The organism is Comamonas sp. SCN 65-56 (assembly GCF_001724135.1).
Lineage (GTDB): Bacteria > Pseudomonadota > Gammaproteobacteria > Burkholderiales > Burkholderiaceae_C > Comamonas_C.
On sequence record NZ_MEDS01000012.1, the window covers coordinates 1 to 24,919 of the forward strand.

Sequence of the window (24,919 nt, forward strand, 5' to 3'; positions counted from 1 at the left end):
TAGTGATCGCCCGTGCGATCGCACTCGAACCCGAAGTGCTGTTACTCGACGAGCCCTGTTCGGCACTGGACCCGATCGCGACTGCCCAAATTGAAGAGTTGCTGAACAACCTCAAGCGCAAGCTGACGATCGTCATCGTCACGCACAACATGCAACAGGCTGCGCGGGTCTCAGACTTCACGGCCTACATGTACCTTGGCAAGCTGATCGAGTACACCGACACCAAGCAGCTTTTCACCAAGCCCTCGCGGAAGGAAACCGAGGATTACATCACCGGCCGTTTCGGATAAACGCGGCCTACGTCGAGGAAATCTCACCATGCCCCATTCTTCTTCGCACATAGTCAAAGCGTTCGATCAGGAGCTGGATACGCTGACCAACAGCATTGGCGCCATGGGCGACTTTGCCGGCAGTCAACTGACCGACGCGGTGAGGGCGCTGTTGCATGGCGACATGGCGCTGGCTCAACGCGTCATCGATCAGGACCGACAACTTGATGCCTTGCGTCGCGATTTGTCCGCTTCTGCTGCGTCCGTCATTGCGCGCCGTCAACCGCTTGCCGGCGATCTCGACGAGGTTCTGGCGGACTTCAAGATCGTCGAGGATCTCGAACGCATCGGCGATCTCGCGAAGAACATTGCCAAGCGCGCCATCGCGACCGCAGGCATTTCATTCTCGGATGACCTAGTGCAGAGCTTGGAGAAGCTTGCGTCGCTGGCCTCAGAGCAATTGAAGCACGCCCTTGCCACCTTCATCGCGCGCGATGCCGAAGAGGCACTATTGGTGCGTCAGAACGACGAGGCCATCGACGAATTGCACTCAGTGATTTTTCGCGATCTGGTCTCCCGGATGAGCCCAGAGCAGTCGCATGTAATTGGCTTCGTTCACCTGCTGTTCTGCGCGAAGAACATCGAACGCATTGGCGACCACGCGACCCACATTGCGGAAGCCGCCTATCTGAAGGCAACCGGCCGCCGCCCCGAATCGGAACGCCGAAAACTCGATGAAAGCAGCATGATCACCGGCGACACGCAAGCAGGAGACATCGACTCAGCCACATAAGAACACTCTGATGAACGACATCGTCTACGGACGCCTCCTGGCGCGCTGCCATTGAATGGCCTTTCTGCTTCGAGGCCGCCACGTTTCCGTCACATATCGGTCATAGGGTCACTCTATTCATCCATATTCAATTAGCAGGGAGTTCAAATATGGTGACGAAATTGAAAGTGAAAGCCATTGCCTTGGCGATGGGTTCATTGTTGGTTGCTGTCTCGGCGCATGCACTGGACCCCCGCTACAAGGACGCAGACGGCGACCTGGTCGCCGACGCGCCCACCGACCCCAAGGATTGGGTAGACCCCGCCACGCTGATATTCGCCTACACCCCGGTGGAAGACCCGGCGGTCTACGCCAAGGTGTGGGACGGCTTCCTCCAGCACCTGGCCCAGGTCACGGGCAAGCGCGTGCAGTTTTTCCCGGTGCAGTCCAACGCGGCGCAGCTCGAAGCCATGCGCGCCGGGCGCCTGCACGTGGCTGGCTTCAATACCGGCTCCAACCCACTGGCGGTCAACTGCGCCGGCTTCGTGCCCTTCGCCATGATGGCATCCAAGGACAATCGCTACGGCTACGAGATGGAAATCATCACCTACCCGGGCAGCGGCGTGGACAAGGTCGAAGACATCAAGAACAAGAAGCTGGCCTTCACCTCGGAGACTTCCAACTCCGGCTACAAGGCCCCTTCTGCGCTGCTGCGCAGCCAGTTCAAGATGGAGGCGGGCAAGGACTACACCCCGGTGTTCTCCGGTAAGCACGACAACTCCATCCTCGGCGTGGCCAATAAGGACTATCCCGCCGCCGCCATCGCCAATTCGGTCAAGCAGCGCATGGAAGCGCGCAACATGGTCAAGCCCGAACAGCTCAAGGTGATCTACAAGTCGCAGACCTTCCCGACCACCGGCTATGGCCTGGCCTACAACCTCAAGCCCGAGCTGGCGGCCAAGATCAAGCAGGCCTTCTTCAGCTTCAACTGGGAAGGCTCGGAACTGGCCAAGGAGTTCAATGCGAGCGAGCCGCCGCAGGAGAAGTTCATGCCCATCGTCTACAAGCAGCACTGGCAGGTGATCCGCGATATCGACCAGGCAATGAACGTGAGCTACGCCTGCAAATAAGCCCGCAAGCGGCAAGGAGGCAGGGCATGTTGGAGTTGCGCGCGCTAGATAAGCGCTATCCCACCGGCGATCTGGCGCTCAAGGGTGTGAGCCTGCAAGTGGCGGCGGGCCAGGTGCTGGGCCTGATCGGGCCTTCGGGCGCTGGCAAGTCCACGCTGATCCGCTGCATCAACCGGCTGGTCAGCCCCAGCGCCGGGCAGATCATGCTGGACGGCCAGGACCTGGGCCGCCTGTCAGGCCAGGGCCTGCGCCTGGCGCGGCGGCAGATTGGCATGATTTTCCAGGAATACGCGCTGGTCGAGCGCCTGACGGTGATGGAGAACCTGCTCTCGGGCCGGCTCGGGTACACCGGCTTCTGGGCCAGTTGGTTGCGCCGCTTCGCGGACGACGACATCGCGCAGGCCTACCTGCTGCTCGACCGCGTCGGCCTCGCGGGCCTGGAGAACAAGCGCGCCGACGCGCTCTCGGGCGGCCAGCGCCAGCGCGTGGGCATCGCGCGTGCACTGATGCAAAGCCCCAAGCTGCTGCTGGTGGACGAGCCCACCGCCAGCCTGGACCCCAAGACCTCGCGCCAGATCATGCGCCTGATCCTGGAACTGTGCGAGGAGCGCGGCCTGGCCGCCATCGTCAACATCCACGACGTGGTGCTGGCCACCGAATTCCTGCCGCGCATCGTCGGCCTGCGTGCCGGCAGCGTGGTCTACGACGGCCCGGCCACGGGCCTCGACCGCGAAGTGCTGACCCGTATCTACGGCGACGAGGACTGGAGCGCCATCACGCGGCAGATGCAGTCGTCGGATGCCGAGGCGCCGCATCCGCAGCCCGCCGGTCGCCTAGAAGCGGCGGCAGCATGACAGCGGCCGCCGCGCCCCGGCATTGGCGCCGCCCGCCTTTCATCACCAGCCTCGCATGGCGCTGGGGGCTGATCCTCGGCGGGGCTCTGTACTTGGTGCTCGCCCTGGCCTCGCTGGAAGTCAACTGGGCGCGTGTGAGCGAGGGACTGGCGCGCGGCTTGCGCTTCGTGGCCGCCTTCCTGCAGCCCGACTTCGGCTCCCGCCGGAGCGACATCGTGATCGGCTTCCAGGAAAGCCTGACCATGACCGTCACCTCCACTGCGCTGGGCGTGGCGCTGTCGATTCCGGTCGCGGTCGGCGCGGCGCGCAACTTGGCGCCGGCCTGGATCTACCTGCTGTGCCGCGGCTTCATCGCCGTCTCGCGCACGCTCAACGAAATCATCGTCGCCATCTTCCTGGTCGCCATGTTCGGCTTCGGCCCCTTCGCCGGTTTCCTGACGCTGACCTTCGCCACCATCGGCTTCATGGCCAAGCTGATGGCTGAGGACATCGAGGAAATCGTGCCCGGCCAACTCGAAGCCCTCCGCGCCACCGGCGCGAGCTACCCGCAACTGCTGGATTTCGCCGTGCTGTCGCAGGTGCTGCCGCGCCTGATCGGCCTGTCGCTGTATCGGCTGGACATCAACTTTCGCGAGTCGGCGGTCATCGGCATCGTGGGCGCGGGCGGCATCGGCGCCACGCTCAACACCGCCATGGATCGTTATGAGTTCGACACCGCTGCGGCAGTCATCCTCGTCATCATCGTCATCGTCATGCTGGCCGAGTACGCCTCGGGCTGGCTTAGGAAACACGTCCAGTGAGCAGCTCGGCACCCCTGTGGCGCAAGCGCACGCCCGGCCAGGACGCCACCGTCTTCATGGCCTGGGTGCTGGCGCTCGCCTTCGTCTCATGGACCTTCCAGGTGATGACCCAGAACACCATTTGGGCCTTCGTCGCCGACGCGCCGGCCCAGGTCGCCGACATCGGCTCGCGCATGCTGCCGCCGGCCTGGTCCTTCATGGGCGAGCTGTGGTGGCCGCTGTGGGAAACGCTCAACATCGCCACCCTGGGCACTTTGCTGGGCGTCATGCTGGCGGTGCCGGTGGCCTTTCTGGCGGCGCGCAACACCACGCCCAGCGCGCGCTTCGTGCGCCCGCTGGCGCTACTGGCCATCGTTGGCTCGCGCTCCATCAACTCGCTGATCTGGGCTCTGCTGCTGGTGGCCATTCTGGGCCCCGGCGTGCTGGCCGGCATCATTGCCATTGCGCTGCGTTCGATCGGCTTCATCGGCAAGTTGCTCTACGAGGCCATCGAGGAAATCGACCCCCGGCAGGTAGAAGCGGTGCAAGCCACCGGCGCCTCGGGCGCCCAGGTCATGGCCTGGGGCGTGGCGCCACAGATTGCGCCCACCCTGGCCGGCATCAGCGTGTTCCGCTGGGACATCAACATCCGCGAATCCACTGTGCTCGGCCTGGTGGGCGCAGGCGGCATCGGCGTCAAGCTGGAAGCCGCGCTGGGCACGCTGGCCTGGCCGAAGGTCACGATGCTGCTGATCGCCATTTTTGCGACGGTGCTGGTCAGCGAATGGGTCACGGCCCACGTGCGCAAGGAGTTGATCTGAACCTGTCAACGCCAGAGCAGGAGTGCGGACCCCAACCGGGACAGCAGTACGAGCACTGTCGGCAGGGCATTGCGCATCGCGCGGTCCACCAATTTGACCGGCATCGTCGCGACGCCGTGAGTGCAGGTGAAGTCTGTGGCATTGATGGAGTAGCAGGACCGGGGCAAATCTGCTCCCTAAGCAGAGCAGAGCCAGAACCTCTTTCCCATCATCGAAGGAGAAAGCGAGGCGCAATCCGCATGAGGTGGACGCAGGCCAGGAACGGGGCGAACAGGAGGCCGCATTGGAACTCAGACTACTACGCTATTTCGTTGCGGTCGCGGAAGAACTGCATTTCGCGCGAGCGGCCGAGCGCCTTGGCGTTGAGCAATCGCCTGTGTCGCGCGCAATGCGCAATCTCGAAGCCACGCTCGGCGTGCAGTTGTTCGACCGCAGCGCGCACCAGACGCGACTGACCTGGGCCGGTCAAGTGTTCCTCGGTGAGTGCCGGCGCGTGTTGGCCACCGTGGAGCAGGCGGTGAGTGCTGCAAAGGCGGCGGCGCAGGGCTATCAGGGTTATCTGCGCATCGCCATCTGCGATAGCTTGGCGCAGCCCCACATTGCCACCTTGCTGGCACGCAGCCGCGAGGAAGAGCCGGAACTGGAGATTCGCGTCTTCGAGTTGCCTTTCGCGCAGCAGCTCAAGGGCCTGCACAACGATCTCCTGGACATCGGCTTTGCGCTGTCGGACGCGGTGAGTGAAGGCCTTGTCGCCGAGCCCGTGTGGACCGATCCGCTGTCGGTGATCGTGCCCGTGCGCCACCCCTTGCTGGCGCACGCGGAAGTGCCGCTGGATGAAGCCTTGAAGTTTCCGCTGGTGCTGTGCCATCCCGACGCGGGATCGGGCTGTCACCATCAGATCCAGGCGGTACTTCAAGGTGCGTCCATGCCGCTCAAGCTGGTAGATCAGGTGACGAGCTTAGGCGTGATGCTGACTCTGGTCGGTGCAGGTTACGGCATCGGTTTCGCCATTGCCTCGCAGGTGCAGACCCTGAACCGCCCCGACATAACCGTCCGCCCCTTGGCCGGCACGCCGCCCATGCTGTCCACCTACCTGCTGCGCCGCGGCGCCGAACCCTCTGAGCCCATGAAACGGTTTCTGCAGCGCGCCCGCGAGGAGTTCCTGCCAAAGGGAGATGAACCGGCCTCGTGACGTTGAGTGCTCGGGTACATTGGCTATTGCTGGCTGTCCATGGCTCGCACTGGACCTGCTCGGAGCGCGCGTTGCCAGGAGACTCAGGTTTCCGTGATGACGTTGCCCATGTCGCGAATGTCATAGCCGCCGATGCTTCTAAACTCATTCCGGAACTTTTCTGAGCGAAGTATCCGCAGCATGGCCTTCACTTCCGGCGTGTCAAAACGCTCCTTCTTGACGACGAGATCGTATCGCTCCTTCTTCAGCGGAATGAAATCGACGTTCTCGACCTGCCGGGCAATCTTCTCGCTGCCAACCGCCACGTCCGCATCGCCACGCCCCACCGCGCTTGCGACAGCAAGGTGGGACTGGTTTTCGTTGCCGTAGCCTCTGATGCTGCTTCCGTAGAGATCGAGCAGCTTCAGGTTTTCGTCCAGCAGCACCCGCGATCCGGCGCCTTTCTCACGATTGATCATCGTGATGTCATCCCGGCCGAAGTCCTCCCACGACTGGATGCCTTTGGGATTTCCCTTGGCGACGTAGAGCCCTTGCGTGCGGTACGTGACGTTGACGACCACGCAGCGGATGCCAGGCAGGATGTAGCGGACATACGGCACGTTGTAGTCGTCGGTCAGGCTGTCCCAAAGGTGAGTGGTCGCGACGCTGACCCGGTCCTGATAAAGCGAAATGAGGCTGTCATAGCTGCCGATATAGGCCCGCAGCGCCATGACGCCGTGCAGGCGCAGGAAGTTCGACAGGATGTCCAGGATCAGGTCTTGTCCGCAGATGACAAAGCCGGCTTCGCTCCGGCGTTCCTGCGACAGGTCGAAATACTGATCCTCGCGGAGCGCCACTGTTTCAGGGCGCCCGCCATCACGGGCATTGGTTTTTGACTTCTCGATGTAGTCGCGGACATCGCTTTCGGCGAAGCGAATCTTGCGCCCGACTTTGTAGAAGCCGATCTCACCGCCTTTGACCAGAGCGTACACCCCGCTCTTGCTGACATGCAGCCGCTCGGCCACGTCTTCGGCGGTCAAGGCTCTCTCATCGTTCATGGCTTGATCTTCATACAAGATCGTTCATTTTAGTGCGTTTTCACGCAAACTTTCCGACACCAAAGCAAGTATCAGACGTTTTCGTTTATTCTGCAATGCATGTTTCGTGCGTATGGAAGCCAATCGCACTGACTTCCAGGGCATATCATCATCTTTCGTCTATTTTCGTTCAATTTCGAGTGGAGCCATGAGGAGCCAAGCATCGCAAACCTTACCCTGGAAGAGCGGCGACATGCGGCCTGCTAGCGCTCTCCTTGCCGTGCTTCTGTGGGCCATCTGCGCGTCAGCGAGCGCGGACGACGTCAACGTGGCAGTCGCCGCGAACTTCACCGGCCCCATGGAGCAGATCGTGCCCGAGTTCGAGAAGGCCACCGGCCACAAGGCTGTGGTTGCGTATGGAACCGTGGGCAAGTTCTACGCGCAGATCAGGAACGGGGCGCCGTTCGAGGTGCTCGTCTCGGCGGACGAGCAGACCCCGATCCGGTTGGAGAACGATGGCATGGCGGTTCCCGAGAGCCGCTTCACCTACGCCGTCGGCAAGCTGGTGTTGTGGAGCGCCAAACCTGGGGTGGTGGACGACAAGGGCGATGTGCTCACGCGCGGCGACTTCCGGTACTTGGCGATCGCCAATCCGAAAGTCGCGGTCTATGGGGCTGCCGCCGTGGAGGCGATGACGAAGCTGGGCATCCACACCGCCCTCGAAAAGAGGCTTGTCGTTGGCGAGAACATCACGCAGGCCTATCAGTTCGCCGCAACCGGCAACGCCGACTTGGGTTTCGTCGCGCTATCGCAAATCTACAAAGACGGCCAGTTCGCAGCCGGCTCCCATTGGATGGTGCCAGCCAATCTCTATTCACCAATTAAGCAAGACGCAGTGCTGCTTAGCCGCGGAAAGGGCAATCCGGCCGCTGATGCCCTGCTGAATTATTTGAAAAGCGACGCGGCCAAGAAGGTGATCCGCGCCTACGGCTACGAATTCTGACCAACCTTGTCGAGGACAACCCATGAAGACGATCAAGTCACTCCTGCTTGCATGCGCACTGCTGTTCGCCGCCTCTGCCCATGCCGAAAAGATCACCATTGCGGCCGCGGCCGATCTGAAGTTTGCGATGGACGAAATCGTCACCGCCTTCAAGCAGGCCAATGCCGCCGACGAGGTGGAAGTCATCTACGGTTCTTCTGGCAAGTTTCATACGCAGATTCAGCAGAACGCGCCCTACGACCTGTACTTCTCTGCGGACATTGGCTTTCCCCGCGAGCTGGTGAAAGCGGGTTTTGCTGCTTCCGATGCGAAGCCTTATGCCTTCGGCCGCATCGTGCTGTGGAGCGCGACGATGGACGCTACCAAGATGACTTTGGCGAGCCTGACCGATCCGAAGATCATTCGCGTTGCCATTGCCAACCCGAAGCACGCGCCCTATGGCAAGCGCGCCGAAGAAGCATTGCGGGCGTCCGGTCTGTGGGAGAAGGTCGAACCCAAGCTGGTCTATGGCGAGAACATCGCCCATACCGCGCAGTTCGTGCAGACCGGCAATGCCCAGGCCGGCATCATCGCGCTGGCCCTCGCCGTTAATCCCGAGCTGGCGAACAAGGGGGGCTACTACCTGATCCCGGACAACCTGCACGAACCGCTGGAGCAGGGCTTCATCATCACCAAGCGAGCCGAAGGCAATGCCTTGGCCAAGCGCTTCGCCGACTACATGGGCAGCAAACCGGCCCGCGCCGTGATGGTCAAGTATGGCTTTGTTCTGCCCGGTGAATCTGCCAGCAAGTAGCCCGAGGACATGGACATGAGCGCGACGACTATGACTGTGCGCATGCGCAACGGCCAGGGATTCTTGGCCGGTTCGCTGATCGGCACGCTGGGCGGTCTGATTGGCCTTGGCGGTGCCGAGTTTCGCCTGCCAGTGCTCGTCGGCATGTTCCGGCTCGGCACGCTGGAGGCCGTCATTCTCAACAAGGCCATGAGCCTGGTGGTGGTGGCGTCCGCTCTGCTGTTCCGGGGCAGCGCGATCTCGCCCACGCTCCTGATGGAGCACCTCGATGTCGTGGTCAACCTGCTCGCCGGCAGCCTGGTCGGCGCCTGGTGGGCCGCAGGCCACGCCATGAAGCTGCCTCGGCACTGGCTCAACCGCATCATCATGGTGTTGCTGATGGGCCTGGCGCTGGTGATGCTGGCGGAAGCCTGGGCGGGCAACCATGGAGGCGGCACGCCGCTGTTCGAGGCCGGCCCGCTGCGCATCGTTGCGGGGGTCATTGCCGGCCTGGGGATCGGGATCGTTGCCGCTTTGCTGGGCGTGGCCGGTGGCGAGTTGCTGATCCCGGCCATCGTGCTGCTCTACGGCCTGGACATCAAGATCGCGGGCAGCCTCTCGCTGATGGTGAGCCTGCCCACCATGATCGTCGGCTTTGCCCGCTACACCAGTTCCGACGCCTTCGACGTGCTGCGCAAGGAACGGCCGTTGGGAGTGTGGATGGCGATCGGCTCGATCCTCGGCGCAGCCCTGGGCGGCGTGCTGCTGGGCCTCGTGCCCACCCGGCTGCTGCTGGCCCTGCTGGGCGTGGTTCTGCTTATTTCGGCCATCAAGACGTTCAAGCATGCGCATTGACGGGAGGGTGTTCGCATGCTGACGGACAGTGATCTGCAGGCCATATGGCTGACTGTGCGCCTGGCGAGCATCGTGACCCTGATTCTGCTCGTGGTGGGTACGCCCATCGCCTGGTGGCTGGCGCGCACAAAGGTCTGGTGGAAGGGAACGATCGGCGCGGTGGTCGCACTGCCGTTGGTGTTGCCGCCCTCGGTGCTTGGCTTCTACCTGCTGCTGACGCTGGGACCACACGGGCCGATTGGGCAACTGACTCAGGCGCTGGGCATCGGGCCGTTGCCGTTCACCTTCTGGGGCCTCGTTGTTGCCTCGGTGTTCTACTCGTTGCCCTTCATGGTGCAGCCGTTGCAGACCGCCTTCGAGGCGGTGGGCGAACGGCCCCTGGAAGTTGCCGCCACCTTGCGGGCTTCACCGCTCGATGCGTTCTTCACGGTGGCAGTGCCGCTAGCTGCGCCGGGCTTCCTGACCGCCGCGATCCTGACCTTCGCCCATACGGTGGGCGAGTTCGGCGTGGTGCTGATGATCGGTGGCAACCTGCCCGGCATCACGCGCGTGGTGTCCGTGCAGATTTACGACCATGTGGAGGCCTTGGAATATGCCAGTGCGCATCGCCTGGCAGCGGTGATGCTGATCTTCTCCTTCCTGGTGCTGCTGATCCTGTACGCATGGCGTCCGCGCCCGAGAAATGGGGGCTGACGCGATGGGTATTCAAGCGTGCTTCCGGCTCGACTGGCCGGGGTTCTCGCTCGATGTGGACCTGGCCCTGCCCACGCGGGGCGTTACGGCCCTGTTCGGGCATTCCGGTTCTGGCAAGACGACGCTGCTGCGCTGTATCGCCGGGCTGGAGCGTGCGCCGCAAGGTCGGCTCATCGTCAACGGCGAGGTGTGGCAGGACGAGCAGCGCTGGGTGCCGACGTACAAGCGGCCGATCGGCTACGTGTTCCAGGAACCCAGCCTGTTTTCGCATCTGTCCGTCATAAGCAATCTGCGCTACGGCCTCAAGCGCATGTCGGACGAGCAGCGGGTCAGTCTGGACCAGGCCATCGATCTGCTGGGCATCGGTCATCTGGTCGACCGCAAGCCGGATCGGCTGTCGGGCGGTGAACGACAGCGGGTCGGCATGGCACGGGCATTGGCCGTCAGCCCGCGTCTGCTGCTGATGGACGAACCGCTCGCTGCGCTGGATTTGAAGCGCAAGCAGGAAATCCTGCCCTACCTCGAACGCCTGCATGACGAACTGGATATCCCGGTGCTCTACGTCAGCCACTCGCCGGATGAAGTGGCTCGGCTGGCTGACTACCTGGTAGCGATGGAGGATGGTCGGGTACTGGCGAGCGGCCCCTTGGCCGACACGCTGGCACGGCTCGATCTGCCGATTCGGCTGGGCGAGGATGCCGGTGCCGTTCTTGATGCAACCGTCGCAGAGGTGGACAAGGACTGGCACCTCGTGCGGGTGGACTTTTCGGGAGGCAGCCTGTGGGCGAGAGATTCCGGGCTGGTGGTTGGTCATCGCGTGCGTGTGCGCGTCTTGGCGCGGGACGTGAGTCTGGCCGAGCAGCCAGGGACCAGCAGCATTCAGAACGTGCTCCGCGGTTGCGTTGATGCGGTGGGTGACGATGTGCATCCTGGGGTTGCACTTGTGCGAGTCCAGGTAGGCGATACCGTCCTTTTGTCCAGGTTGACGAAGCGGGCCGCGGCATCCCTTGGTGTCAAGCCTGGGCTCGAACTGTGGGTACAGGTGAAGTCTGTGGCGTTGATGGAGTAGCAGGACCGGGGCGAATCTGCTCCCCAAGCAGATCAGAGCCAGAACCTCTTTCCCATCATCGAAGGAGAAAGCGAGGCGCAATCCGCATGAGGTGGACGCAGGCCAAGAACGAAGCGAACAGGAGGTCCCGTGCGATGCGCAATCTCAAAGCCACGCTCGGCGTGCCGTTGTTCGACCACAGCGCGCGCCAGATGCGACTGACCTGGGTCCGGTTAAGTGTTCCTGCCGAAGGGGATGAACTGGCCTCGTGACGTTGGTGCTCGGGTACATTGGCTATTGCTGGCTGTCCATGGCTCGCACTGGACCTGCTCGGAGCGCGCGTTGACCAAGGGTGGTTTTTCAGTCCATAATCATGTCCATCTCGGTTCGCCGAGTGCGGAAAACTCGTTATCAATCAACGAGTTGGGAACACGATGAGGTTCCCTTCACCCGCTCCAATCACGAAGGTCCGAGACCTTCCAATCCCCCATTCAGGCAGGCGCAGGTGCGACCGCATCCGAGCGCAGCCGTTGCCGTACCGGTTCACGTGGCATCGGGTTGGCAAAACGCCAGCGCTGCAGCAACGATGCATCACCCAGGCACACTGCGCGGTGGCATGTGTGCGCTGACTTCGCCCTCGGTGAACCGAAAGAGCCGGTCATTGCCACCGGCCGCCACCACCAGCGTGCGGTGCAGGGCTGAAGTTCAGGGCCGCGACGGCAGCTTGCGATCGGGCTGCATTGCTAAAATCTGGTTGATTCAACCAATTTTTCGGAGGACTGCGATGAACGCCACCGCTACCGCCGTCGGCCTGTTCGAGGCCAAAACCCGCTTGTCCGAGTACGTCGCCCGCGCCGAGCGCGGCGAGGAAGTCATCATCACGCGCCACAACAAGCCGGTGGCGCGGATCGTGCCGATCGCGGCGCAAGCAGCGATGGTTGCCGAGAAGGTTCCGCCGTTTGTCCAGCGCACCTTCCACAGTGGTGTTCCACTGGTGGACCTGACCAAGGCCAATCAATTGGCAGGCGCGATGGAGGATCAGCATTTCCTTGAGCTGAACCGCCGCCTGGAAGCCGAGGCCGCTGCGCGCAAGAAGACCGCGAAGACCGGCAAGGCATGAAGCTGCCCGACACCAATGTGCTGCTCAGTGCTGTGCATGCCGATAGCGCCCACCACGAGCGTGCGCGGCGCGAGATGGACGCCTTGCTGAACGATGCACGCGGCATGGCGCTGTCGTGGGTGGTGTTGCTGGGGTTCGTGCGCTTGTCCACCAGGCGCGGCATCCTGCCGTCCCCGCTCACCACGGTCGAGGTACTGGGCGTGCTGGAGGATTGGCTGACCCACCCTTACGCCCGCGTGTTGCAGCCGGGGCCCATGCATGCGGGCATCCTTGGCCGCTTGCTGCTGCAGGCAGGCACCGCCGGCAACCTGACGACCGACGCCCACATCGCGGCGCTCGCCATAGAGCACAACGCCGAGGTGCTCACTTTCGACAAAAATTTCACCAAATTCACCGGTTTGCGCTATCAATTGTTGAGCTGACAGCGCTTTATTTAAAAGCGCCAGAGCCATAAACCATCATGAAAACAAAGACTCCCCCAACCACCGTCGCCGACATCCGCCAGAGCTTTCTGGACTTCTTCGTCAGCAAGGGCCACACCGTCGTGCCCTCCAGCCCCCTGGTGCCCGGCAACGACCCGACGCTGATGTTCACCAACAGCGGCATGGTGCAGTTCAAGGACGTGTTCCTCGGCACTGACCAGCGTCCGTATGTGCGCGCGACCAGCGTTCAGGCGTGTCTGCGCGCCGGAGGCAAGCACAACGATCTGGAAAATGTCGGCTACACCGCGCGGCACCACACCTTCTTCGAGATGCTGGGCAACTGGAGCTTTGGCGACTACTTCAAGCGCGAGAGCATCGAGTGGGGCTGGGAGCTGCTGACGCAGGTCTATGGCCTGCCGCCTGAAAAATTGCTCGCCACCGTCTACCACGAGGATGACGAGGCCTACGACATCTGGACGAAAGTGATCGGCCTGCCGCCCGAGCGCGTGATCCGCATCGGCGACAACAAGGGCGGCAAGTACAAGAGCGACAACTTCTGGATGATGGCCGACACGGGGCCCTGCGGCCCGTGCTCGGAAATTTTCTACGACCACGGCCCCGAGATCCCCGGCGGCCCGCCCGGCAGCCCGGATGAAGACGGCGACCGCTTCATCGAGATCTGGAACCACGTGTTCATGCAGTTCGACATGGCGGCAGACGGCTCGGTCACGCCGCTGCCCGCGCCCTGCGTGGATACCGGCATGGGGCTGGAGCGGCTGGCGGCCATCCTGCAGCACGTGCACAGCAACTACGAGATCGACCTGTTTCAGGCGCTGATCCAGGCCGCAGCCAAGGCGGTGTGGGGTTCAGCGTTCAGCGTTGAGCGTTCGGCGGGGGGGAGCGGTGACGCTCAACGCTCAACGCCCAACGCCCAACCGGATTTGTCCCATCCGTCCCTGAAGGTGATCGCCGACCACATCCGCGCCACCGCCTTCCTGGTGAGCGACGGCGTGATCCCCGGCAACGAAGGCCGCGGCTACGTGCAGCGGCGCATCATCCGCCGCGCCATTCGCCATGGCTACAAGCTGGGGCAAAAGCAGCCCTTCTTTCACACGCTGGTCGCGCCGCTGGTGGCGCAAATGGGCGCGGCCTACCTGCGCCTGGCCGAGCAGCAGGCGCACATCACCAGCGTGCTCAAGACCGAGGAAGAGCGCTTCTTCGAGACGCTGGCGCATGGGATGGAAATCCTCGATGCGGCACTGGCGGGTGGTGAAAAAACCCTGCCGGGCGACGTCGCGTTCAAGCTGCACGACACCTACGGCTTCCCGCTCGACCTGACCAACGACGTCTGCCGCGAGCGCGGCGTGGCGGTGGATGAGGCGGGCTTTGATGCCGCGATGCAGCACCAGAAGGACACGGCGCGCGCCGCCGGCAAGTTCAAGATGGACAAGCTGCTCGACTACCACGGCGAGGCCAACACCTTCACCGGCTACGAGCATCTGGCCGAATCCGCAGAAATCATAGCGCTTTACGCAGATGGTGAGAGCGTTGGAGAGCTGAAAGCCGGTCAACACGGCGTGGTCGTGCTGGATGTGACGCCGTTCTACGCCGAGTCCGGCGGCCAGGTGGGCGATGCGGGCGTGATCACCGCGGGCGGTGCGCGCTTTGCGGTGCACGACACGCAAAAGATCAAGGCGGGCGTGTTCGGCCACCACGGCGAGCTGGCCTCGGGCAGCCTGAAGCTGGGCGACAAGGTTCAGGCACAGGTCGATACCCTGCGCCGCGCCGCCACCATGCGCAACCACAGCGTCACGCACATCATGCACAAGGCGCTGCGCGAGGTGCTGGGCGCGCACGTGCAGCAAAAGGGCTCGCTGGTCGATGCCGAAAAAACCCGCTTCGACTTCGCGCAGAACGTGCCGGTCACGCCCGCGCAGATCAAGGAGGTCGAGCGCCGCGTGAATGCCGAGATTCTCGCCAACACTGCGACGCAGGCGCGCGTGATGGATATCGAGAGTGCGCAGAAGACCGGCGCGATGATGCTCTTTGGCGAGAAGTACGGCGAGAGCGTGCGCGTGCTCGACATCGGCACGAGCCGCGAATTCTGCGGCGGCACACACGTGGCGCGCACCGGCGACATCGGCCTGTTCAAGATCGTCGCCGAGAGCGGCGTCGCGGCCGGTATCCGCCGCGTGGAGGCCATCACCGGCGAGAACGCGCTCGCCTACCTGCAGTCGCTCGAAGCCACGGTGCGCGATGCGGCAGGGGCGCTGCGTGCGCCGACCGACGAGCTGACGCAGCGCATCAGCGCGGCGCTAGACCACGCCAAGGCGCTGGAAAAGGAAATCGCCCAGCTCAAGGGCAAGCTCGCCGCCAGCCAGGGCGATGAACTCGCGGAGCAGGCGGTGGAGGTCAAGGGCATCAAGGTGCTCGCCGCCGTGCTGCCTGGCGCGGACGCGAAGACCTTGCGCGAGACCATGGACAAGCTCAAGGACAAGCTCAAGAGCGCCGCTATCGTGCTGGCCGCCGTCGATGACGACAAGGTGCAGATCGCTGCCGGCGTGACCAAGGCCGAGACGGCCAGGCTCAAGGCGGGCGAGCTGGTGAACTTCGTCGCGCAACAGGTCGGCGGCAAGGGCGGTGGCAAACCCGACATGGCGATGGCTGGTGGCAGCGATGCCGCAGGCCTGCCCAAGGCGCTCGCCAGTGTGCCGGGCTGGGTCGCAGAGCGCGCGTGATGCCGCAGTTTTCACGGCGCGACTGGCTGGCCCTGTTGCTGGCGGGCGCGCCGCTGCTGCCCGCCCGGGCGCAACACCGCTCATCCCCCTGGCCCGCAGACCGGCCCCAGCCACTGCTGGCGGCGCAGGACTTGCTTGGCAAGACCTGGGAGCTGGCGGCGTTCAAGGGCCGTGTCGTGCTGCTCAATTTCTGGGCCACCTGGTGCGGCCCCTGCAAGGAAGAGATGCCTACGCTGCAGACCCTGGCCGAGATGGAGGGCGACGATCTGGCGGTGCTCGCCATCGACGTGGCCGAACCGGTGGCGCGCGTGCGCCGCTATCTGCAGGCAACGAATCTGCGGCTCACCGTGCTGCGCGACCCGGAGGGCGACATCGCCCGCGCCTGGGGCGTGTCGGTGTTCCCCACCACGGTGCTGATCGATACCGAGGGCCATGCCCGCCAGGTGGTGCTGGGCGCGGTGGACTGGACCGGGCCTGAAGCGGCCCGCTGGCTCCAGGCGCTGCGCATGCCGCACGCGCGAAGCACATAATCGGAGCTATCGCGCGCAGCGCCTGTGCTGCGCCGATCACCTGCCTTCGAGGCATGGGCGTTTGCAAAACAACGCCCCGTATGCGCCGACAGGTGTTGTCTTCTGCAATCAAAAGGTTCTCTTTCATGGACTTGCATCGTCGCTCTCTCGTGCGGCGCGTGGCCAGCGTAGGCATGGCCGCCGCCTTCCCCGTCACCTGGGCCGTCTCCGCCCGCGCCCAGACTGCCGACAGCCCTCGGTTCGCGCCGCGCGCCGGTGACTGGCGCACCTTTGATGTCACCACGCGGGTCGATCTGCCCGCCACCACCAGCGCCACGCGGGTCTGGCTGCCGCTGCCCGCGGTGCAGACCGGTTGGCAACTGCCGATCAACGACGCGTTCACGAGCAACGGCAAGGCGCGCCTGATCGCCGATGGCGAGCAGGGCGTGCGCATGCTCGCGGTGGAGTTTGCCGATGGCGTACAGCAGCCGTTCGTCGAGGTGACGAGCCGCGTGAGCACGCAAAGCCGCGAACGCGCGCACCACCGGCAGGCCGAAGACCCGGCCACGCTGCGCCACGCGCTGCGCGCGACGCGGCTGCTGCCGCTGGATGGCATCGTGCGCGCAACGGCGCTCAAGGCGACGCACGGCGCACGCGGCGATGAAGCCAAGGCGCGCGCGATCTATGAATGGGTGGTCGCCAACGCCTGGCGCGAGCCCGAGGTCAAGGGCTGCGGCGAGGGCGACATCAAAACCATGCTGGAGACGGGCAACCTGGGCGGCAAGTGCGCCGACATCAACGCGCTCTTCGTCGGCCTGTGCCGCGCGGCGGGCGTGCCGGCGCGCGATGTTTACGGCATTCGCGTGGCGCCGTCCGCCTTCGGTTACAAGCAGCTGGGCAGCAGCTCGGCCAGCCTCACCGGCGCGCAGCACTGCCGCGCCGAGGTCTATCTGCAGGCGCATGGCTGGACGGCGATGGACCCGGCCGACGTGGCCAAGGTCATGCGCCAGGAAAAGCCGGAGTGGATCAAGGATGTCGCGCACCCGCTGATTGCGCCGGTCCATGCCGGCCTGTACGGCGCCTGGGAGGGCAACTGGATGGCCTACAACACCGCGCACGACGTCAAACTGCCCGGCAGCCGCGGCAAGGCACTGGGCTTTCTGATGTACCCGATGGCGGAAGATGCCGACGGCTGGCTGGACCAGTACGACCCGGCCACCTTCATCTACCGCATCAGCGCGCGGCAGATCAGCGCTTGAGAGGGCAGGGCATGGACACCATCGCGTGGGACGACTTCATGAAGGTGCAACTGCGCGTCGGGCGCATCGTTGCCGCCGAGGTGTTCAAGGAGGCGCGCAGGCCGGCGTACAAGCTGCAAGTCGATTTCGGCGGCGAGATCGGCGTGAAAAAGTCCAGCGCCCAGATCACCGCGCATTACACGCCCGAGTCCCTCGTGGGGCGCTTGGTGGTGGCGGTGGTCAACTTTGCGCCCAAGCAGATCGGCCCGCTGATGTCTGAATGCCTGGTGACCGGTTTCCACGACGAAACCGGCCACGTGCGGCTGTGCGTGCCGGATGGCGAGGTGCCCCTGGGTACCCGACTGCTCTGATCTGCCCCTGGCCCATCGATGCGGTGTTCATCTATTATTTTGATAGTGGCTGGCGCTTTGTCTGCCTGCGCTACAGGCCAAAATGGATCGAAAACCAGAGCGGTTTCCACGGCCGCGGCGGACACCAACCCCGCATGCCCCCATCTCGCCCGCTGGCAGGCGCGCGAACTCCATGGCCTTTGGCGCGTGGAGCTGCCGCAGCTGGGTGAACGCGGCACGCTGGTGTTGCGCCAGCACCCGGAGTTTGCCGCGAGCCTGCGCGGCGAATTTGAGCTGGCAGGCGTGCGGTCGATTGCCTCGGGTGACGTGGAAGAGGGCGAGTTCAACCTCGATGAATCGCACGACGGCAAGCGTCTGTCGGCGTTCTGGAACGGACGGCTCGATGCCGCCACTTGTGGGCGCGAGATTCATGGCACCGTGCAGCGACTGCCGGTTCCCGGTCAGCGCGCGGTGGAGACGCCGTTTGTCCTGCGCCGCAACCCGCCGGCGCAGAGTTGGTAGCCCTCAGGCTGGCCAGGCCATGCACTGGCCCTGCACGCGCACGCTGCCCTGTGTATCGTGCGCCGGTGCCTGCAGCGTGGGCATGCGCAGGCGCAGCGGCAAGCTGCCTGCCCGCAGGCTGACTACCGTGTGATCGCCCCGGAAGGAGCGGTGCAGCACCTGGGCGGCGACGCCGTCTTGCGCGTCGCTCCAGCACACCTGCTCGGGCCGCAGCATTACCTGAACCGCGCCCTGCAGCGCGCCGGCGGCTTCATGCAGAGGCAGGCGGCCCAGCGCGCAGTGCACCGACGCACCGTTGGCCTCGCCGGGGAGAAAAATCGTGGCGCCCGTCAGACGCGCCACTGTCGCATCGGCCGGGCACCAGTAGACGGTTTCAGGGCTGGCACCCTGGCGGATATGGCCGTTTTGCATCACGGCCACCTGGTCGGCGGTGCTGAAGGCCTCCACCGGGTCGTGCGTCACGAGGATGGTGGTTGCGCCCGTGCCGCGCAGGATCTGCACCACCTCCTCGCACAGGTTGTGGCGCAGGTCCAGATCCAGTGCGTTGAAGGGCTCATCGAGCAGCATCAGCGCCGGCTTGGGCGCGAGCGCGCGCGCCAGCGCCACGCGCTGCTGCTGCCCGCCCGAGAGTTCGTGCGGGTAGCGCTCGCCCAGGCCGGTGAGGCCGGTCAGCGCCAGCACTTCGTGCAGCCGCTGGTGCCAGTCGCTGCCGCGCGCCAGCCCGTAGCGGATGTTTTCCTGCACCGTCAGGTGCGGGAACAGGGCGCCTTCCTGCGGCACGTAGCCTATGGAGCGCCGCTCCGGCGGCACGAAGCGGCTGGGCGATGCCACGACGGTGGTGCCAAACGTGATGCTGCCCGCATCCACCGGCTCGAAACCGGCGATGAGGCGCAGCAGCGTGGTCTTGCCGCAACCCGAAGGCCCCAGCAGCGCCAGCACCGAGCCCGAGGCCAGCTGCAGATCCACGCCGCGCAGGACCTCGGTCGGGCCATAGGCCTTGCGCAGCCCGTGCGCCGTCACCTGGCTCATCGCGTGGGGTGCAGCATGCGCCGCGCAAATACCCAGACGGGAGCAATCGAGAGCACCACCAGCATGGCGGCAAAGGGCGCGGCTGCGGCGTATTCGCCGTCGTTGGTGTAGGACCAGACCTCGGTGGCGAGCGTCGTCGCGCCGGTGGGCGCGAGCATCAGCGTGGCGGTGAGCTCGCGCACCATCTGCAGCGCCATCAGCGCCAGCGCCGCGGCGATGCCGGGGGCAATGTTGGGAAGAACAATGGAGAAAAACACCTGCACAGGCCGCTTGCCCAGGCTGCGCGCCACGGCTTCGATTTGGGGGGGCAGCAGCTCGATCGAGCCACGCAGCGATGATTGTGCCAGCGGCAGATAGAGGATGGCGTAGGCCACCAGCAGCACCAGCAGGCTCTGGTAGATGCCGGGCACCAGCCGCAGCGAAAGAAACACCAGCGCCAGCGCCACGACCACGCCCGGCAGGCCGTGCACGATGTAGGGCAGGCGCTCGGCAGCCTGTGCCCATTGGCTGCGCTGGCGCACCGCCAGCAGCACCAGCGGGATCGCCAGCACGCTGGTGAGCAGCGCGCCGCTGGTGGCGAAGGTGATGGAGCCGCGGATGGCGGGCCAGAGCCCTTCATGGCCGCCGCCCGCCGAGCTGCCGGTGAGCAGCCAGTAGCCCAGCGTTCCCAGCGGCATGCCGAGCGACAGCGCGCCGAGCAGCGCGAAAGCGGCGAGCACGCCGCACAGCCGCCAGCCGCGCAGGCGCACCAGATGCGGCGTGCGCACCGCACCGCGCCCGACGTGGGCGATGCGCCGCTGTCCGCGCAGGTGCATCTCCAGCCATGCCGCGGGCAGGCACAGCAGCATCAGCACGATGGAGAGCGCCGCGGCGGTGGCGCTGTCGAAGTGCAGCTCGTAGGACTCGAAGATGGCCGTGGTGAAGGTCTGCACGCGCAAGAAGGCGAGGGCGCCGAACTCGGCAAACATGTGCGTGAGCACCAGCAGCGCCCCGCCACCGAGCGCCGGCATGAGCTGCGGCAACAGCGCACGCCGGAAGGTCTGCCAGGGCCCGGCGCCGAGCGAGCGCGAGATATCTTCAAACCCCGGATCGGTACTGCGCAGCGCCGCCGCGACCGGCAGGTACACCAGCGGGTAGCTGGTGAGCGTCAGCACCATGATGGCGCCGCCCAGGTTCTGGAACTGGGTGCCGATGGACGCCCAGGCGTAGCTGGCAACAAACGCCGGCAGCACCAGCGGCAGCGCGGCGGCCACGCGCCAGACATTGCGCAGCGGCAGATCCGTGCGCTCTACGCACCAGGCGACGGACAGGCCTATGCCGACGGTGAGCAACGTCACGCCCGTGCCCAGTGCTACGGTATTGAGAAGCAACTGCAGAGTGCGCAGCCGCAGCAGCTCGGCCAGCAGGTCCGACAGGCCCGCCTGCGTCGTGCGCACCGCCACATAGATCAGCGGCAGCGAGATCAGCAGCACCGGCACCAGCGCCGCCAGCAGCAGCCAGGGAAAGGGTTTGCGGCGCCGCAAAGCCGCGTGTGGGGCGGACAGCGGGGCGGTGATCTCCGTGGGGGACATGGTGCTGGTCGGCATGCTCAAAATCGGTGATGCAGGCCCATGGCAAACGCGTGCTCGCCAAAACCTCTGAGATATGCCATGCCGCTTACCCTGGCGCCATACACGTACACCAGTGTGCGCCTGGAAAGCGCGTACAGGTACTGTGCCGCGACGATGGTTTGCGCACTGTCCGACAGTGGTGTTGTGCCGTGGTTGGCGGCGTGGATCTGCCCCAGGTTGGACAGGGATCGGCTCCAGGCCAACCCGAGGGTGTGCTCGCCCCATTCGGCCGAAACACCCAGGTAGTAATTGCGCGACCTGAAGCCGCGGCGGTTGTATTCCCCCAAGCCTGCAGGTACGAAACCACCGAGGGTGGTTTCGTCGGCATCGGCAGGCTGCTTGATCTTGCCGTTGTGGTCTTGCCCGTAGGCCGTGCTGAACTGGATTCGACCAAGGCGGTAGCGCACAGCCAGTATCCAGTCGCGTACCGCGTAGCCGGCAGAGCCGCCGGTCACCGGGTCCAGCATGGTCAGCTGGTCGATGGTGGCGGCCAGGTGCCATGAACCATGGTCATAGCGCAGTGCCGCACCCTTCCAGTGGCGGAAGGTCTCGCCCGCGTCGGCGCCGCCACGGGCATACGCCAGCCCCGCCTGCACGCCGGACCAGCGCGGGCTGACGTAGCTCAGCATGTCATTGGCGCTGGCATCTTCGCCACCGCCAAAGCTGCGGCTCAATTTGCCTTGGGCGCGCACAGTGCTGATGCCCAGAAAATCGTCGGGCAAAGTCATCTGCCGCCCCAGCTTCACTGTTCCCCAGCGGGTGCTGGACAGCCCCAGCCAGGCCTCGCGCCTGAAACCGCCATCACTCGATCCGTCAGTGAGCCCCACCTCTTGCTCAAATTTGAAGCGGGCTGAGAGCCCACCTCCAAGGTCTTCCTGGCCTTTCATGCCGAAGCGGCTCGCATGGTGCAAACCGCTCTGCATGCCGGTGCGGCTCAACCGAACGGAAGTGGTGCCGCCATTGAACCTGGCCGTGCGGTGCAAGAGGCCTGCATCGGCACGACCGTAGAGAGTGACCGCGGGAGCTGCGCAGGCGGCACCGGAGGCGATACCCGCCATCGCGGCAAGCGCCATGCATGCATCAGCAGCGCGCATGGGAGAGCAGCTTGGCAAAGCCGTGCTGGTGGTGGCGTGGCGAGTCGCTCACGCCAATCCGGCTTCCCGGCGCAGTTCCAGCGCCTCCTCGGCGCCTTTGAGGCTGGACGGATTCACCTTGGGCGGGTGCAGATCAGCGAAAGGTTTGAGGCCGAACGAGGGCTGGACCTGCGGGTTCATCGGCCATTCCGCGGCCGCCTTGCTGAGGATTTCCTGGCCCGCCACCCCGGTCATGAAGGCTGCCAGCGTTTGCGCCGCCTCGGCGTTCCTGGTGGTCTTGAGGATGCCCACGGCGGACACGGTGACCAGCGCACCGGGATCGCCGTTGCCGGAAAAATGGATGGCCGACTGCATCTTGTCCGCGCCTTTTTCCTGCGCCAGGTTGTACCAGTAGTAGTTGTTGATCAGCGCCGTTGCGATCTCGCCGCGCTCCACGGCGGTCATGGCGGCCTTGTTGCTGCCGTAGGCCTCGCCATACTGCTTCAGGCCCTTGAGCCAGGCGAGCGCCGTATCCCGACCCTTGAGCGCACTGATCGCGACGATTTGCTGCTGGAAGGCGCCACTGGTGGGCACGTAAGCGACGCGCCCCTTCCAGGCGGCGGTGGCCATGTCGAGCACGGAGGCCGGCAGCTCGCTCTCCTTGACCATCTTCTTGTTGTAGGCAGTGACGCGGCAGCGCGCCGTCACGCCGCTCCAGTACCCCTCGGGGTCGCGGTAGCCGGCGCGCACCTGCTCCAGCGTCGCGGGTGCGAGCCGGGTCAGCAGGCCGCGCTCGGCCAGCGCTGCCACGGGCGGACTTTCCTCGGAGAAGAACAGGTCGGCGGGCGAGCGCTCACCCTCTTCGATGATTTGATTGGCCAGCTGGATGCTGCTGCCCTTGCGGCTTTCCACCTTGATGCCGGTGGCGGCAGTGAACGCATCCAGCAGCTTTTGCGTCGTCGCCTTGTGCTGGCCGTTGTACAGGATGAGGGGGCTCTGATTGGCGGCCAGGGCGCTGGCGGCTGCACCGGACAGTGCGCCGGCGATACCCAGGGAGAAACCGCGCTGGAGTACGGTGCGGCGGGTGATGGAGTGCATGGAATGGGTCAATGATGGTTGGTTTATGAGATTTTAAACAAGAATTATTCGTATTTCCAAAAACAATGCCGACGAAAGCGGTCAAACCGCGATAGTCAGCACGCCGTTTTCCTTGATTTCCTCCATCACCACATAACTGTTGCTTTGGGCTGGTACCGGGATCTGGCGCAGGATGTGACCCAGCAACTCGCGGTACTCACGCATGGCGGTCAGGCGCACCTTCACCAGGTAATCGAAGCTGCCCGAGATCAGGTGGCATTCGATCACGCGTGGCTCCAGCAGCAGGGCCTGGCGTACTGCCTCGAAGGTCTGGGTGGATTTGGACGATAGCGTGAGTTCGACGAACACCAGCAGGCTGCGGCCCAGTGCCTCAGGATTCACGCGTGCCTGGTAGCCGGTGATTACGCCTTCGCGCTCCAGCCGCTTGACGCGCTCGGTGCAGGGCGAGGTGGTCAGGCCGATGCGCTGCGCCAGTTCGGTCATGGGCAGCCGGCCTTCGCGCTGCAGAGCATCGATGATTTTCTGGTCGATGCGGTCAAGCTCCATTATGGTTGCCTTTGAATTGGATGAATAAAAGTGATTTTTGCTGAGTATTCGAGCTTTGGCTAGCTATTTCAGTGAGTCTTTCTGCGTCGTCTTGCCTAAACTTTCAGCAGATCAAGGTGATCCAAACCGGTGGAGGCAGATCATGAAAGTTCTGGTATTGGGCGGTGGCGTGATCGGAGTCAGCACGGCGTACTACTTGGCGCGCGCCGGGGCGGATGTGACGGTGATCGAACGCGAAGACGGCGTGGCGCTGGAAACCAGCTTTGCCAATGCCGGTCAGGTCTCGCCTGGTTACAGCACGCCCTGGGCCGCGCCCGGCATTCCGCTGAAGGCGCTCAAGTGGATGTTCCAGAAGCATGCGCCGCTGGCCATACGGCTCGATGGCTCGCTGTTTCAGCTGCGCTGGATGGCGCAGATGCTGCGCAACTGCACCAGCGCGCGCTACGCTGTGAACAAGGAGCGCATGACGCGCATCGCCGAGTACAGCCGCGACTGCCTGCGCCAGTTGCGCAAGGACACGGGTATTGCGTATGAGCAGCGCACGCAAGGCACGCTGCAGGTGTTTCGCACGGCCAAGCAACTGGCGGCAGCGCACCGCGATACCGAGGTGCTCGACGAATGCGGCGTACCGTATCGCCTGATGACCGATCCGGCGCAACTTGCGGATTACGAGCCGGCACTGGCGCATGCCAAGGGCCTGATCGGCGGCCTTCAGTTGCCGGGCGACGAAACGGGCGATTGCCAGCGCTTTACCACCGAGTTGGCCGCGAAGGCCAAGGCCTTGGGTGTGAAGTTTCGCTTTGGCGTTCGGATTGCCGAGCTGCAACGGCGCCGTGGCCAGATCAGCGGCGTGCGGCTGGCAGGTGAGGCGGGCGAAGTGCTCACCGCCGATCGCTATGTGCTGGCGCTGGGCAGCTATTCACGCGCGATGACCCATGCGCTGGGGCTGGATCTGCCGGTCTACCCGGTCAAGGGCTATTCGCTCACCATCCCGCTGGTGGACGAAAGCCGCGCGCCGGTCTCCACCGTGATGGATGAAACCTACAAGATCGCGATCACGCGGTTCGATGAGCGCATCCGCGTCGGCGGCATGGCGGAGCTCGGTGGTTTTGATCTGCGCCTCAATCCGCAGCGCCGCGCCACGCTGGAGATGGTCACCCAAGGGCTGTTTGCCGGCGGCGGCGACCTGCCCGCCGCGCAGTTCTGGACTGGCTTGCGCCCCATGACGCCCGATGGCACGCCCATCGTGGGCGCCACGCGCATACCCAATCTGCTGCTCAACACCGGCCACGGTACGCTGGGTTGGACCATGGCGGCCGGCTCGGGCAAGCTGCTGGCCGATATCGCGCTCGGTCACACGCCCGATATCTCGACCTCCGGCCTGGGTCTTGGCCGCTACGACAACGATAGTGGCAACCGCTTGGTGGTGGCGGGCCACAGGCCTTTGCACGCCTGATTCG

At 64.5% G+C, this 24,919-nt stretch carries 25 protein-coding genes and 1 pseudogene; 20 read left to right on the forward strand and 6 right to left on the reverse strand.

All coding sequences use genetic code 11. The annotated features are described in order from the left end of the window. The 7 genes and pseudogenes from ABS45_RS08170 to ABS45_RS08200 form a co-directional block, all read left to right on the forward strand. A pseudogene (locus ABS45_RS08170) lies at positions 1-290 on the forward strand (phosphate ABC transporter ATP-binding protein); the annotation flags it as partial. Between the two features lie 28 nt (positions 291-318). Further along, positions 319-1,062: a phosphate signaling complex protein PhoU gene (gene phoU, locus ABS45_RS08175; protein ID WP_291554842.1), complete on the forward strand. Its 744-nt coding sequence runs from the start codon at positions 319-321 to the stop codon at positions 1,060-1,062. A gap of 152 nt (positions 1,063-1,214) precedes the next feature. Continuing rightward, complete coding sequence (gene phnD / locus ABS45_RS08180) at positions 1,215-2,171, forward strand: phosphate/phosphite/phosphonate ABC transporter substrate-binding protein (RefSeq protein WP_291554843.1); 957 nt, start codon at positions 1,215-1,217, stop codon at positions 2,169-2,171. Between the two features lie 26 nt (positions 2,172-2,197). Next, on the forward strand, positions 2,198-3,025 hold the full coding sequence (gene phnC, locus ABS45_RS08185; RefSeq protein ID WP_291554844.1) for a phosphonate ABC transporter ATP-binding protein: 828 nt from the start codon (positions 2,198-2,200) through the stop codon (positions 3,023-3,025). After that, a complete protein-coding gene (gene phnE / locus ABS45_RS08190; protein ID WP_291554845.1) occupies positions 3,022-3,825 on the forward strand; it encodes a phosphonate ABC transporter, permease protein PhnE in 804 nt (267 codons plus the stop codon). The genes phnC and phnE (ABS45_RS08190) overlap by 4 nt, the downstream gene beginning before the upstream one ends. A 56-nt stretch (positions 3,826-3,881) precedes the next feature. Beyond that, complete coding sequence (phnE, locus tag ABS45_RS08195) at positions 3,882-4,625, forward strand: phosphonate ABC transporter, permease protein PhnE (protein ID WP_291555204.1); 744 nt, start codon at positions 3,882-3,884, stop codon at positions 4,623-4,625. 283 nt (positions 4,626-4,908) lie between these two features. Beyond that, the gene (locus ABS45_RS08200) at positions 4,909-5,817 is read left to right on the forward strand and encodes a LysR family transcriptional regulator (RefSeq protein ID WP_291555205.1); all 909 of its coding nucleotides are present in this window, start codon (positions 4,909-4,911) and stop codon (positions 5,815-5,817) included. 83 nt (positions 5,818-5,900) lie between these two features. On the opposite strand, the gene ABS45_RS08205 is transcribed toward ABS45_RS08200, so the two are convergent. Continuing rightward, positions 5,901-6,836: a helix-turn-helix transcriptional regulator gene (locus ABS45_RS08205; RefSeq protein WP_291554846.1), complete on the reverse strand. Its 936-nt coding sequence runs from the start codon at positions 6,834-6,836 to the stop codon at positions 5,901-5,903. 250 nt (positions 6,837-7,086) lie between these two features. Between ABS45_RS08205 and modA (ABS45_RS08210) the strand changes: the two genes are divergently transcribed. The 12 genes from modA (ABS45_RS08210) (at position 7,087) to ABS45_RS08265 (ending at position 18,103) form a co-directional block, all read left to right on the forward strand. Further along, a complete protein-coding gene (gene modA, locus ABS45_RS08210) occupies positions 7,087-7,836 on the forward strand; it encodes a molybdate ABC transporter substrate-binding protein (protein ID WP_291555206.1) in 750 nt (249 codons plus the stop codon). 22 nt (positions 7,837-7,858) lie between these two features. After that, the gene (gene modA / locus ABS45_RS08215; protein ID WP_291554848.1) at positions 7,859-8,629 is read left to right on the forward strand and encodes a molybdate ABC transporter substrate-binding protein; all 771 of its coding nucleotides are present in this window, start codon (positions 7,859-7,861) and stop codon (positions 8,627-8,629) included. Between the two features lie 15 nt (positions 8,630-8,644). Further along, entirely contained in the window at positions 8,645-9,463 is an 819-nt protein-coding gene (locus ABS45_RS08220) for a sulfite exporter TauE/SafE family protein (RefSeq protein WP_291554850.1), read from the forward strand. A gap of 15 nt (positions 9,464-9,478) precedes the next feature. Continuing rightward, positions 9,479-10,156 carry a molybdate ABC transporter permease subunit gene (gene modB / locus ABS45_RS08225; protein WP_291554852.1) on the forward strand — a complete coding sequence of 226 codons (678 nt, stop codon included), beginning with the start codon at positions 9,479-9,481 and terminating at the stop codon, positions 10,154-10,156. A 4-nt stretch (positions 10,157-10,160) separates the two neighbouring features. After that, positions 10,161-11,225 (forward strand): molybdenum ABC transporter ATP-binding protein, encoded by a 1,065-nt coding sequence (gene modC, locus ABS45_RS08230; RefSeq protein WP_291554853.1) that lies wholly within the window; start codon positions 10,161-10,163, stop codon positions 11,223-11,225. Positions 11,226-11,577: 352 nt separating this feature from the next. After that, positions 11,578-12,324 (forward strand): type II toxin-antitoxin system prevent-host-death family antitoxin, encoded by a 747-nt coding sequence (locus tag ABS45_RS08235; RefSeq protein ID WP_291554854.1) that lies wholly within the window; start codon positions 11,578-11,580, stop codon positions 12,322-12,324. Further along, on the forward strand, positions 12,321-12,746 hold the full coding sequence (locus ABS45_RS08240) for a type II toxin-antitoxin system VapC family toxin (protein WP_291554855.1): 426 nt from the start codon (positions 12,321-12,323) through the stop codon (positions 12,744-12,746). The genes ABS45_RS08235 and ABS45_RS08240 overlap by 4 nt, the downstream gene beginning before the upstream one ends. Before the next feature lie 38 nt (positions 12,747-12,784). After that, on the forward strand, positions 12,785-15,484 hold the full coding sequence (gene alaS / locus ABS45_RS08245) for an alanine--tRNA ligase (RefSeq protein WP_291554857.1): 2,700 nt from the start codon (positions 12,785-12,787) through the stop codon (positions 15,482-15,484). After that, positions 15,484-16,014 (forward strand): TlpA disulfide reductase family protein, encoded by a 531-nt coding sequence (locus tag ABS45_RS08250; protein ID WP_291554859.1) that lies wholly within the window; start codon positions 15,484-15,486, stop codon positions 16,012-16,014. The genes alaS and ABS45_RS08250 overlap by 1 nt, the downstream gene beginning before the upstream one ends. 125 nt (positions 16,015-16,139) lie before the next feature. Beyond that, complete coding sequence (locus ABS45_RS08255; RefSeq protein WP_291554861.1) at positions 16,140-17,252, forward strand: transglutaminase domain-containing protein; 1,113 nt, start codon at positions 16,140-16,142, stop codon at positions 17,250-17,252. A gap of 11 nt (positions 17,253-17,263) precedes the next feature. Further along, positions 17,264-17,602, forward strand: coding sequence for a tRNA-binding protein (locus ABS45_RS08260; RefSeq protein WP_291554863.1), 339 nt, complete (start codon positions 17,264-17,266; stop codon positions 17,600-17,602). Positions 17,603-17,788: 186 nt separating this feature from the next. After that, complete coding sequence (locus tag ABS45_RS08265; protein WP_291554865.1) at positions 17,789-18,103, forward strand: hypothetical protein; 315 nt, start codon at positions 17,789-17,791, stop codon at positions 18,101-18,103. A 3-nt stretch (positions 18,104-18,106) separates the two neighbouring features. On the opposite strand, the gene ABS45_RS08270 is transcribed toward ABS45_RS08265, so the two are convergent. The 5 genes from ABS45_RS08270 to ABS45_RS08290 all read right to left on the reverse strand — a co-directional run bounded on the left by ABS45_RS08270 (position 18,107) and on the right by ABS45_RS08290 (position 23,462). Beyond that, positions 18,107-19,132: an ABC transporter ATP-binding protein gene (locus ABS45_RS08270; protein ID WP_291554867.1), complete on the reverse strand. Its 1,026-nt coding sequence runs from the start codon at positions 19,130-19,132 to the stop codon at positions 18,107-18,109. Then, positions 19,129-20,718, reverse strand: a complete 1,590-nt coding sequence (locus ABS45_RS08275) for an iron ABC transporter permease (RefSeq protein ID WP_291554869.1) — start codon at positions 20,716-20,718, stop codon at positions 19,129-19,131. The genes ABS45_RS08270 and ABS45_RS08275 overlap by 4 nt, the downstream gene beginning before the upstream one ends. 2 nt (positions 20,719-20,720) lie before the next feature. Continuing rightward, positions 20,721-21,836 carry a porin gene (locus ABS45_RS08280; RefSeq protein ID WP_291554871.1) on the reverse strand — a complete coding sequence of 372 codons (1,116 nt, stop codon included), beginning with the start codon at positions 21,834-21,836 and terminating at the stop codon, positions 20,721-20,723. 48 nt (positions 21,837-21,884) lie between these two features. Then, on the reverse strand, positions 21,885-22,913 hold the full coding sequence (locus tag ABS45_RS08285; protein ID WP_291554873.1) for an extracellular solute-binding protein: 1,029 nt from the start codon (positions 22,911-22,913) through the stop codon (positions 21,885-21,887). An 81-nt stretch (positions 22,914-22,994) separates the two neighbouring features. Then, positions 22,995-23,462 (reverse strand): winged helix-turn-helix transcriptional regulator, encoded by a 468-nt coding sequence (locus tag ABS45_RS08290; RefSeq protein WP_291555207.1) that lies wholly within the window; start codon positions 23,460-23,462, stop codon positions 22,995-22,997. Between the two features lie 139 nt (positions 23,463-23,601). Between ABS45_RS08290 and ABS45_RS08295 the strand changes: the two genes are divergently transcribed. After that, on the forward strand, positions 23,602-24,915 hold the full coding sequence (locus ABS45_RS08295) for a D-amino acid dehydrogenase (RefSeq protein ID WP_291554875.1): 1,314 nt from the start codon (positions 23,602-23,604) through the stop codon (positions 24,913-24,915). The last annotated feature ends 4 nt before the right edge of the window (positions 24,916-24,919 follow it).